We start from the raw sequence: 10,671 nt of genomic DNA, 5'->3' as shown, positions 1-10,671 counted from the left end.
ATACGCAGGGGTGTTTGCTGAGCATTGTCAAGCCGGTGGACGGAACGAGGGGGTTTAAGGTTCAGCAATGGCGGTGACTTGTGGAACGCTCGTTTGCGTAGCTGGGTAATTTCAGAAGATTATCCAAGGATTATGAGATTTCCCCTTCATCCGCTAAGGCTTTTGTTCAATTAGCTTTCACAAAAATTATGCTGAATAGGTTAGTTAAATGTTTTGCGTGACTGGTTCTAGAAGCTAGGAATAGTTATGACCAAGCATCTAAATTATTTAAAATGAAAGTTGGGTGGAGAATGTTTTAATTAAGGAATTAAAGTCCGGCCAAGTTGTAATTATGGACAATGCTTCTTTTCATAAATCTAAGAAGATAAAAGAATTGATTGAATCAGTAAATTACAGGATCATTTTTTTTGCCTCCATATTCACCAGATCTGAATCCAATAGAGAAATTTTGGGCTAATATGAAACGATGGATTAAAAATCAAATTACTGAATTGAATCAATTATATGAGGCTATTTCTTATTTCTTTAAAATACCTAATTCAATCTAAATTACTATATCACCTTCCTATTGTGACCACTGAAGATTTTTTATGATGTTCACTTGTACAAAAAACGTAACATTACTGAGCGCTTCTTCGGTAGGATGAAGGACTTTATCGCTCTTGTTTACGCTAAATATATTCAAATTATTCAAATTATTTTGTTAACATTGCCATGCACAAGCCTCAATTGAATTTACTATATTGCTCAATAGAGTGTCCCTGCTTCAGGCAATCTTTCGGTCTTTCTATAACAAGACTATCAGGGGATACGCAACTGATTTCATGATTACACTTACCGAATTGCCATGGGTGACACTTCAGTAGTCTAAATACAATCAATACGAGAGCTTTTATCAAATGATGACGTTGTATAGTAAGTATAGCGTACGCGGAACAGGACGGTGTGAAAATACAGCTAGACCCCAGTGATGGAGATATTACGTATTGGTAAAAACGAATAATGCAAATTATAACTTTCTTCATCCACTTCTTTGCTCATTAAAGATTTCATCTAAACTGCGCGCCTCTCGGCGCAACTCACTCGCTAGCAGTAAACACAAGTTACATACTTCGACGAAAATGGAGAAACATACACAAAAGAGGGTTTTGATGAGCGATCCATCGCGCAATAAGAATCATGCTGAGCAAAGAATTTATACAAGAGGAGCTTATACAAGAGAAGTGCCGTGCTACTTATCCAGCAAATCAAACAGAAGTATCGTGCTGCATCAATACTTAAGTAAGCGCTAGAGCGGATCTCTTTTGACACTCCATATTCCTCTCATAACAACCGCGCCGCCGCTCCAATTTGAAACTATCAATGAACTTCATATACGCTTGAGCACTAACGCACGCATCAGCATTTTATATCTTTATCCACTCCTCGCATTCGTTCCTTGCGTTTGCTTACTATGAGCGAGCTTTGAAAGAATCTAATCTAAAAAATCTTTTCTACTACTAAAACTTCTAAGCTCACTCAGTACAAACGTACCAAAAAATAGTGAGGACAAACTAAGCGACGGAAAAATAAGAAGATTATAAACCCTCTCCAGCTGAAACAACGCTAGACCAAGGCAAAGTTTGGCCTGCGTTATCACATACTAATTCTTCATTATCTTTATATTGCGCGCAGAACACTTTACCATCGTCAGATACTACTAGAACCGGTTCAACGTCACGCCCTTGATACTTATGTACCTTCGCTACGCCCCTGGCATTTGGGTTATTTTTAGACGCAATTTTTGCTTTTTGTTTAGACATAAAAAACCTTTAACACACTAATCAAAATAAACTTCAATAAAATACGAATACTTTAATAAGTATAAATACTTTAATAAATATAAATATAGCAACTTTCTAAAAAATATACACTAACAAATAAATCATGCAAAATCAATAAATCATCAGAGTATAAATTTTAAAAAATATAAACTCGAAGAAGACGAAAAACAAAAGCTAAATTGGCTTTTTCGTAACTCCCGCTGTTTTTTTTCCAGCCACAGCGCACACTTCTCTAGTAAATGCAGCAGAAGAAATGCCAACTTTTTCGTACAAAGCATTCATACTATCTTCCATATCACGCAATTTTTTAGTCATAGACCGTATCATCTTCTCGCTAGATTCATTGGAAAGCTCCTTAATTTGCAAAGATAGAACATTGATGCCATTCTGAATTTCAGCAATAATACCACTCAATTTTTCTTGTGAATTATTAGCAAACTCCTCCAATTCAGCGCAATGCTTTTGCCAAGATGCGGAAATTTCCAGTATTTTCTCTTGCACAAAGCTAACGCCGGACAGTTTATTCTTTGCTAATATCAGAGCAGTTTCTTTTTTCTTCGCTTCTATTCTATATTCTGGAGTGATGTCTAAATCCCAAGCTAACCCAACTTTACTCATGCACCATATAATCCATTTGTGCGCATCAAAGTGATACCATTTATGGCCATTACGATAATCACGAGGAAATGCATGGTGAAAATTATGCCAGTTCTCCCCTAATACAAAAGGAGCAAACCAAAAACTATCTTTTGAGCTATTAGCAGTATAATTTGGTTGTCCAACAAAATGGAATAAAGAATTTATACAAAAAGTAGCTTGTTGTTGCAGCGCCCTTGCTATAGCTATGAATAAAAACGTGCTATAGGCTCCATGCAAAGTGCCGTACATATAATAACCTATCATTGGCGGCAACACAAAATTCATAAAACAAGCTAGCTGCCAATAATATTGCAATTGAAAGCGCAATATAGGATTAGTACCCAAAGTTTTCATGGTGCCTTTGTCAATAGACTTATGACTCCCCTCGCCAACTAACATCCATCCAATGTGAGACCAAAAGAACCCTAAAAATCTATTCTCAAATTTAAGAGGGCTATGAGGATCTTGCTCTTTATCCGTAAAAGTATGATGGCGATAATGATTAGAAGCCCAAGATAACACTGGCCCCTGGAAAGTGGCGGCGGTGGTGAACATCAAAATTAACTCGACAAATTTGTTTGTCTTAAAAGCATTATGAGACCACAACCTATGCAAACCAACTCCCACTGAAATGTTGCACACGTAATAAGCTATAATACACGTCCAGATCTCCTGTTTAGTAACGCCATAATCATGTACATAATGTACCGTTAATGCCACAAGTAACAAGGGGTATATAACAAGCACGACAAAAGCTGGTATGTTAATGTCTCGGATAATCTTCATCATCTTGGTATCCATCTAAGAAAAATAAATAAAAAAACAAGTTAGAACGCAAGCGCATCAGCGTTTCTACTACTCCTTCACGCTTTGTTCAAAATGCAACACAGCTACATAAAAAATAAAACTGTGATTATTACATTGTACACTCACAACACATTTTGTCAATCATCCATATTATCGATTAAAAACAATTTAGTACACTCAAAACACTTAGACTATGCCGAACAAATGCTAGTAAATATCAATGTGCATATAGTTATACTGCCGCATAAATATAAATATCTAATAAAAAAAGATGGTAAAATAAAAAATTGACTAGAACAAAAAGTATTACGCGTGATACAATCATATACCAGGTACATCTTGAGCTTTGCAATTGCCGATTTAAAAATTATAAAATAACGTTTATGTTTCATTGGATACTACTAGTTGTAGCTTGTCTTTGTTTGCTATTCTTATTAAGAGGGAAGTTTGGGGGGTTATTTCATCGTACAAAAAATAGTATCGATCTTAGCGATCCACAAAAACAATACGAAGCAGCGAAGAATGCCAACGCAATACCGGCAAAAGAAAAAAAGGAAAGATCGTGGGATTTTTTGTATGAAATCACTGATATAGTATTAAATAAATTTTCTCCTGAAGATAGACATGACGTAGAGGAGATTGGTAAAACTCTTTCCGAACATAACATGAAATATCAGCATGTGATTGAGTTGGGTTTGGCGCGCGATAAAACCCATAAGGGACAGACGCAAGAACAAGAAATGCAGCGCTAACGACCTTCATCTTCAAAACCCACTCATCTATCTCCTTCATTGTCTGCGCGTAGCTGCGCAGATATCACTAGTTGATTCTACGTATTAACGCCCCCAGTTCCCTTGTGATATTAGACCTCTTACAAAATTCGCTCAATGAGGGGCGAACGAAAGGAATCTGCGAAGCGAGAATAGAGTGCACGAAGATTCGAGTATCAACACCAACCCTGTAGTTAGCATTTATTAGAAGAGGTCTATTGTGTTTGAAATAGCAAGAATTGACATTAGCTCACTAAGTCTTTTAATATTTACTAAGCCGCCCTCTATAACTTAATAAGGCGTTTTTTTTGATCAAAGTTTTTGTGCATGCGTAAGCTTTATTACAATACCGTCTGTCCATTTTCTCGACAAATCGCCATCTTTCTCTATGAAATGAACATGGAATTTGAAATTATTAAATATAATTTCTGGACCAGAGACGAGGGGTTTTTGCACATTAATCCATCCAATATGCTTCCTGTGCTACAAGAAACTCATGGATTGCGTATTTACGAAAATTATGCAATATTAGAATATTTCAAAGAAAAATATCCAAGTTTTAATTTTATTACCGAAGATATCCTGGTAAACTGCGAAATACGCAGGCTAGTGCATTGGTTTAATGATAAATTCTATAAAGAAGTATCTAAATTAATTATAGATGAGAGATTTATTAAACCCCTGGCCTCGCGCGCCGCGCCGCGCACGGAAATCCTCAAAGTTGCCCGCAAAAACTTAAACTATCATATGCAATATATTTCTTGTTTATTGCAAAATAATAATTTTATAGCTGGAGACTTTATTACGGCTGCCGATGTGGCGTTGGCATCCCATATATCACTACTTGATTATTTTGCTGAAATAAACTGGCATGCGTACTCTAAACTGCACTACTGGTACTCTGTATTTAAATCTAGACCAAGCATGCGCCCTATCTTGGCAGAAAAGATTTCTGGCATGATTCCTCCTAAACACTACCAAATGCTCGATTTTTAATTAGCGTGCAGCAAAGGGCTGATTAAGTTGTAATATCAGCAATCTAGTTGCGCCATAGTACTTGTCTTTTATAATTTCTAGTTGTGCTGGCAGTGCCACTGCTTCTTTTTTACTAGCTTCTACCACTATAGTAGCACTTTCGTTTAACCAATCTAATGCTACAAGATCATGTAGTATGTTAGTAATGTAATTATGAAGATAAGGCGGGTCTAGGAATACTACATCATATCTAATTAAACTTTTTTCTAATCTCTTAATCTTTTGTTTATAGCAACACACTTGCGCCTGAATGTCTAACTTTAAAGCGAAATCAAAAATCGCATCCAGCGCAGATTTATTACAATCCACAGCAGTTAACATCTGGGCGCCTCTAGACATAGCTTCTAATCCAAGAGCGCCTGTACCGCAAAATAAATCTATTACTTTGGCATTATCAAAAATGTTATTGCCATAAAATGCACCTGAGGTTAATATACTAAAAAGCGCTTCACGTAACTTAGATGTAGACGGCCTACAAGCTTTCTCTCCTAATCTTTGCTTGACCATTGGTAGCAGATGATTTTTATATTTGCCGCCTATTATTTTATGCATGTTATCTATAATCTTTTAATGAATAACGATTAATTGCATGAATAAGCATACTATATATTATTACGTAATACAAAACGAAGGATTATAACGAATGTTGGTAACAATAGTGTGCGGGCCTACTGCGTCAGGTAAAACAAATTTTGCGCATCGTCTTGCTCAGCGTGAAAACGGCGAAGTGATATGCATTGACTCTATGCAATTATATCGAGCTCTTCCAATTCTCACCGCCTCGCCAGAGCAAGGGTTCAGAGCCGAAATTCCTTATCATTTATATAATATACTAGAACCGCACGAAAGCTCCTGTATGACCTCTTATCTACGATTAGCAGTAGATAAAATTACTCAATGCATTAATAACGATAAAAAACCTATTTTGGTTGGTGGTACTGGACTCTATATTAACGCATTGATAACCGGCTATAGTGCTATCCCAGAAATTGATCCGGAAATACGCAAAATGGTTAGAAAAGAATATGATACAATAGGCCATGAAGCCTTCATTAAAAAACTATATAAGATTGATGCAAACGCAAGCATGCATCTAGATAAATATAGAGCTATTAGGGCCATGGAGGTAGTGCTATCTACTAATCAATCCATCACAACTTTCCATAACAATAAAGTGCCACCGCTACCAACGATGCGATATTCCATCCAATATATCTGCCCAGACAAAGATAGCTTAATGCGTAATATCTCTATGCGTTTTAATAAAATGCTACTGCTCGATGTTATCCAAGAAGTAGAAGACGCTATCAAATCTCATCCAAATTTCATGCATTCTAATCTGGCTCAGGCTATTGGGGTAAAGCAAATATGGCATTATCTTAACGCCCAATGTTCTTGGGAGGGTATGACTGAGCAAATTCAAATTAAAACCTGGCAATATGCGAAGAGACAAAGGACTTGGTTTAAAAAAATGATTGAAAACTTGAGCGTAATAACGAATACCCAGGTTATAGTAAATTAAGTGGAGGTTTGCAGGGTAAAGAACTGATTTAAAGCTTTATAAAATTTATCAAAAGAAGAGATTCTGTCCTTAATCCAACGTTTCATATTTGCCAGAAATTTTTCTATAGGATTTAAGTCTGAAGGATATGGAAGTAAAAATACAAGCTTGCGCCCAACAGATTATGTCAACTCTTTAATTTTCTGAGATTTATGAAATAGACCTCTTGCATAACCTATTCCGTGGGGTAATTTTGTTGCCAAAACTCCTTTGCGCTCCTCATATACTAGAGTATGCTGCGGCGCTCAACATCATTTTTTCTAAAAATTCCTCTTTCATTTTTAGGTTATGCAAGAGGTCTAATGTCATATTTTCATTTAATTTAACGTAGTTTTCAAGTGCTTCTAGATCAATTTTTCTTTTTGAACCACCTCGTTTCTTTGCAAGATAATTGCCTTCTTTTTTATATTTTCGGTACCGCCTTCCTATTGCTGATACAAATACTTAATTCAACCTAAATTACTATATTATTTGAAAGCTGGGTGGAGAATGTTTTAATTAAGGAATTAAAGTCCTGCCAAGTTGTAATTATGGACAATGCTTCTTTTCATAAATCTAAGAAGATAAAAGAATTGATTGAATCAGTAAATTACAGGATCATTTTTTTTGCCTCCATATTCACCAGTTCTGAATTCAATAGAGAAATTTTGGGCTAATATGAAACGATGGATTAAAAATCAAATTACTGAATTGAATCAATTATATGAAGCTATTTCTTATTTCTTTAAAATACCTAATTCAACCTAAATTACTATAAAAAGTATTTTGGATTGTGACTCTACTATTGATTTCAATTTCTATTTTCCTCAATTATTACATAAATTGTAGGGTACTATGAGAAAAACCATGGAAGGAATTTGTACGGAATATACTCAAAAAGACCATAGAGATCTTAGAGCGTACAATCCCCGGGTGGCTATACTTGTAACAAGATGGGTAGTTGAGAGAACGTTTGCTTGGCTGAGCAACTGCAGGAGATTATCAGAAGACTATAAAATTGCTGTAGCAATTGCGGAAAACGTGATAATGATAGCCCACTCTATGCTGTTACTAAAGATACTCGATGGGATGGCTAAACTGTGAATACAGGCCCTCATATTTGATCATAAAAAACTTCCTTTTCTACAATCATATATCAATACCTTCTCTTTGTCTATATTTATTTAGGAATGCTCATGATTTTGCATATGCAGGCTTGACCTACATTAAAAAGTCTGATATTCTCAAACTTGCTGTTTAGTCGCTATTGGCTAAAGGCTTTAGTAGACGCGGGATGGAGCAGTCTGGTAGCTCGTCAGGCTCATAACCTGAAGGTCGTTGGTTCAAATCCAGCTCCCGCAACCAATCGCATTTTGTTATTTCTGTAATGCTGTGCATCCTTGGTTTTGCTGATTCTTTTTTGTCTACCTCTATTAACGGCGTCTCTTCGTCTTAACTCTAACTTTCTTATTTCTTTAATCTGTTTTTGAAATATATCAGGCTAGAGTTACGAACACTCTTCCTGCTAGCGATTATCGAAACCCTTCTGCCTATTCTAAAGCAATATGTTTAGTAAATTAAAGCAAGTTTTTTCTAAACCAGATTCCTTCTTTTCTCGCGTCTCTCAACTCTTTTCTACCTCCAAGATAGATCAAGCATTTTTAGATCAACTATATGAAAATTTGATCTTTGCTGATTTTGGGCATGAATTTAGCTCTGCATTATTACTGAAATTTAAAGCATTAAATTATAATTCGGATCTTGATGGCAGTACTTTGCTGAATAAGTTTAAGGAATTGATAGCATTAGAGCTAGATGCTGCTTGCATCACACCAGAGCAAGAGAGCGATACCGGGCAGAACATGAAGATAATTATGCTATGTGGAGTAAATGGCAATGGCAAAACTACTACCATTGGTAAACTAGCGAATATTTTTCAGCAAGAAAATAGATCTCATTCTAAACTCGCTCATGATGAGCAAATGCGAGGAATAAATGAAAGCACAGAACCGCGAGCATACGTGAAGTTAAGTGAGAACTTACACATCGACGGTGACGTGCAGTTGTTGTCAGGAGTAGAGTTTAGAGGATGGTCTAATAAAGTGGTTGTGGGTGCGTGCGATACCTTTAGAGCTGCCGCCAAAGAACAGTTAAAACTTTGGGTTGCTAACGCTGGTGGGCAGCTTATAGAGGGTAAAGAAGGAGCTGACCCTTCTAGCGTGGCTTATAGCGCGGTAGATTATGGGTTGCGCCATGGTAATGATGTGGTGATGCTTGACACTGCGGGCAGGCTACATAATAAAAAAAACCTTATGGATGAGTTGGTTAAAATTAATAAAGTTATACGAAAACTCGCCCCAAACGCTAGGCATGAAAGATGGTTGGTGCTGGATGCATCTACTGGGCAAAACGCCATTGATCAAGTATCTTTTTTTAAAGAAGCTATAGATGTGAACGGGTTGGTTATTACCAAACTAGACGGTACTGGGCGTGCTGGTTTTGCGGTACATCTGATGAAAAAGTTTGGCATACCAATTAAATATTTGTGCACTGGGGAGGGTATGGATGATATATCTTCGTTCAATCTTGCTGCGTTTTTAGATGCAATGTTTTCTTAGTCCGGATGAGGTAGTTTCGCAATAATTTCATGATAAATATAAGTTTAAAGAAACAAAAAAACAGAAGCTAGAAAGAAGAGTGGAGGGAATTAGAACATGCCGCAGATACAAGACGCCATAAACGTGCTTCATGCCTTTCGCAGGATAGAGTCTTATGTATACCGCACTCCTCTTATAGAATCAGAAGAAGTGAATGAGTTATTTGGTTGTAACTTATACTTCAAACTCGATTCTCTGCAAAAAACTGGGGCTTTTAAAATTCGCGGCGTCATTAATCATTTATTATGCCTCAAACAACAAAATAGCTTACCAGACAAGATTGTTACTTATAGCACTGGTAATCACGCCATCGCCACTGCCTACGCGTGCAATTTGTTTAATATACAAGCATTGATTTACTTGCCACAAAATGTGTCGCAAGACAAAAAAAAACTATTGCAACGTTATCGAGCGCATGTCGTGGAAACGCCTACTAGAGCTGATGCAGAATTAGCTTGCAGAGAGCAAAAGAAGATGGGCGTGTATTTTCTGCATCCTTCTGATAGTGACTGGACGATAGCTGGAGTTGGCACTTTCTGCTATGAAGCCATAGTAGATTTTTATTTGTTGCATCGTCGCAAGATGGCGTTGTTGCATGATGCAGATGCAGCAAAAAATATCACCTATAATACACAAGAATTAAGTGAGTTTTGCACAAATCACCTGGATGTTATTTTTGCTCCTTGCGGTGGCGGTGGGTTACTTTCTGGTAGTTATTTAGCAAAGGAGTTACTCACTCCACGTACTAAGCTGATTGGAGTAGAGCCTGAGATTGCAAACGATGCTTTTATCTCTAGGCAACAAAATTCCATATATCGCTTTGCAGACTCACCTATGACTATGGCGGATGGTTTACGCGCCCTGTCCCTTTCACCTAGAACATTTGAGTATATCAAGTGTTTAGATGATATGATGTTAGTAACAGAGGATAGAATAAAACATTGGCATGATTTTGTCGTTTCTAACTTGCGCGTTCACTGCGAACCTTCTTCTGCTATTAGCCTAGAGGCGGCGTGGCAGTGGTTGCAGTGCAATGATGCAAAAAATAAACAAATACTTATTTTGATTAGCGGAGGCAATAGCTAAAAAAATAATAAACCTCTTCGGAAACTAGATTTTTCATAAAATATTATGTAATAGTTGATCTAGAGCATAGTACCCTGCATTTTTTTGAGCTCGCTACTTAAGAGTGCAAAAAAGAGGGCGTCGGGCTGTCTTAAGTTGTGAGATAATAGACCTCTTTCGAAACTCATTTATACACAACAACTTGGGTTTTGAATAGACCTCTTTCGAAACTCGCTCAATTAAGAGCAAATGCGAGGAGTATACGAAGCACAGAGCCGCAGCGTACATGAAGTACGTGAGGACTTGCGCATCGACAGCGTCGCCACAGTTGCCAT

Annotated in this window: 16 protein-coding genes, 1 tRNA gene and 1 pseudogene; 13 read left to right on the top strand and 5 right to left on the bottom strand. The window is 37.0% G+C overall.

Features of this window, described 5'->3' with window-relative positions:
- Positions 1 to 277: 277 nt before the first annotated feature.
- Positions 278 to 453: pseudogene (locus tag Sarmat_RS07400) on the top strand (transposase); the annotation flags it as partial.
- Complete coding sequence (locus tag Sarmat_RS07395; protein ID WP_410520499.1) at positions 429 to 548, top strand: hypothetical protein; 120 nt, start codon at positions 429 to 431, stop codon at positions 546 to 548. The pseudogene Sarmat_RS07400 and the gene Sarmat_RS07395, both read left to right, overlap by 25 nt.
- A 177-nt stretch (positions 549 to 725) precedes the next feature.
- Here Sarmat_RS07395 and yidD read toward each other — a convergent pair whose 3' ends face one another.
- Positions 726 to 1,025 carry a membrane protein insertion efficiency factor YidD gene (gene yidD, locus Sarmat_RS07390; protein ID WP_202149634.1) on the bottom strand — a complete coding sequence of 100 codons (300 nt, stop codon included), beginning with the start codon at positions 1,023 to 1,025 and terminating at the stop codon, positions 726 to 728.
- 123 nt (positions 1,026 to 1,148) lie between these two features.
- Between yidD and Sarmat_RS04545 the strand changes: the two genes are divergently transcribed.
- Positions 1,149 to 1,292, top strand: a complete 144-nt coding sequence (locus Sarmat_RS04545) for a hypothetical protein (RefSeq protein WP_202149633.1) — start codon at positions 1,149 to 1,151, stop codon at positions 1,290 to 1,292.
- 285 nt (positions 1,293 to 1,577) lie between these two features.
- Here Sarmat_RS04545 and Sarmat_RS04540 read toward each other — a convergent pair whose 3' ends face one another.
- Positions 1,578 to 1,802, bottom strand: coding sequence for a hypothetical protein (locus Sarmat_RS04540; RefSeq protein ID WP_202149632.1), 225 nt, complete (start codon positions 1,800 to 1,802; stop codon positions 1,578 to 1,580).
- A gap of 195 nt (positions 1,803 to 1,997) precedes the next feature.
- Positions 1,998 to 3,209, bottom strand: a complete 1,212-nt coding sequence (locus Sarmat_RS04535; protein WP_341826607.1) for an acyl-CoA desaturase — start codon at positions 3,207 to 3,209, stop codon at positions 1,998 to 2,000.
- A gap of 443 nt (positions 3,210 to 3,652) precedes the next feature.
- Between Sarmat_RS04535 and Sarmat_RS04530 the strand changes: the two genes are divergently transcribed.
- Positions 3,653 to 4,021 (top strand): DUF2660 domain-containing protein, encoded by a 369-nt coding sequence (locus Sarmat_RS04530; RefSeq protein ID WP_202149631.1) that lies wholly within the window; start codon positions 3,653 to 3,655, stop codon positions 4,019 to 4,021.
- 345 nt (positions 4,022 to 4,366) lie between these two features.
- Entirely contained in the window at positions 4,367 to 5,035 is a 669-nt protein-coding gene (locus tag Sarmat_RS04525) for a glutathione S-transferase family protein (RefSeq protein WP_202149630.1), read from the top strand.
- Here the strand turns inward: Sarmat_RS04525 and rsmD are convergent, their stop codons facing one another.
- The gene (gene rsmD / locus Sarmat_RS04520) at positions 5,036 to 5,626 is read right to left on the bottom strand and encodes a 16S rRNA (guanine(966)-N(2))-methyltransferase RsmD (protein ID WP_202149629.1); all 591 of its coding nucleotides are present in this window, start codon (positions 5,624 to 5,626) and stop codon (positions 5,036 to 5,038) included.
- 91 nt (positions 5,627 to 5,717) lie between these two features.
- Between rsmD and miaA the strand changes: the two genes are divergently transcribed.
- From miaA to Sarmat_RS04480, 8 genes are all read left to right on the top strand, one after another.
- Positions 5,718 to 6,596 (top strand): tRNA (adenosine(37)-N6)-dimethylallyltransferase MiaA, encoded by an 879-nt coding sequence (miaA, locus tag Sarmat_RS04515; RefSeq protein ID WP_202149628.1) that lies wholly within the window; start codon positions 5,718 to 5,720, stop codon positions 6,594 to 6,596.
- 205 nt (positions 6,597 to 6,801) lie between these two features.
- A complete protein-coding gene (locus tag Sarmat_RS04510) occupies positions 6,802 to 6,966 on the top strand; it encodes a hypothetical protein (RefSeq protein WP_202149627.1) in 165 nt (54 codons plus the stop codon).
- A gap of 151 nt (positions 6,967 to 7,117) precedes the next feature.
- Positions 7,118 to 7,291 (top strand): transposase, encoded by a 174-nt coding sequence (locus Sarmat_RS04505; RefSeq protein ID WP_202149626.1) that lies wholly within the window; start codon positions 7,118 to 7,120, stop codon positions 7,289 to 7,291.
- The gene (locus tag Sarmat_RS04500) at positions 7,242 to 7,382 is read left to right on the top strand and encodes a transposase (protein WP_202149625.1); all 141 of its coding nucleotides are present in this window, start codon (positions 7,242 to 7,244) and stop codon (positions 7,380 to 7,382) included. Before Sarmat_RS04505 ends, Sarmat_RS04500 begins: the two co-directional genes overlap by 50 nt.
- Before the next feature lie 99 nt (positions 7,383 to 7,481).
- The gene (locus Sarmat_RS04495; protein ID WP_202149624.1) at positions 7,482 to 7,718 is read left to right on the top strand and encodes a transposase; all 237 of its coding nucleotides are present in this window, start codon (positions 7,482 to 7,484) and stop codon (positions 7,716 to 7,718) included.
- 184 nt (positions 7,719 to 7,902) lie between these two features.
- A tRNA-Met gene (locus Sarmat_RS04490) sits at positions 7,903 to 7,979 on the top strand.
- 200 nt (positions 7,980 to 8,179) lie between these two features.
- Positions 8,180 to 9,232: a signal recognition particle-docking protein FtsY gene (locus Sarmat_RS04485; RefSeq protein WP_202149623.1), complete on the top strand. Its 1,053-nt coding sequence runs from the start codon at positions 8,180 to 8,182 to the stop codon at positions 9,230 to 9,232.
- Between the two features lie 96 nt (positions 9,233 to 9,328).
- Positions 9,329 to 10,357: a pyridoxal-phosphate dependent enzyme gene (locus Sarmat_RS04480; RefSeq protein WP_202149622.1), complete on the top strand. Its 1,029-nt coding sequence runs from the start codon at positions 9,329 to 9,331 to the stop codon at positions 10,355 to 10,357.
- Positions 10,358 to 10,450: 93 nt separating this feature from the next.
- On the opposite strand, the gene Sarmat_RS06730 is transcribed toward Sarmat_RS04480, so the two are convergent.
- Positions 10,451 to 10,671, bottom strand: a 221-nt coding sequence (locus tag Sarmat_RS06730; RefSeq protein ID WP_207187039.1) for a hypothetical protein, incomplete at its 5' end; no start/stop codon positions are given.

The sequence above is a fragment of the Candidatus Sarmatiella mevalonica genome (genome assembly GCF_016751895.1).
GTDB lineage: Bacteria > Pseudomonadota > Alphaproteobacteria > Rickettsiales > Rickettsiaceae > Sarmatiella > Sarmatiella mevalonica.
This window is presented reverse-complemented; position numbering and strand designations above follow the sequence as displayed.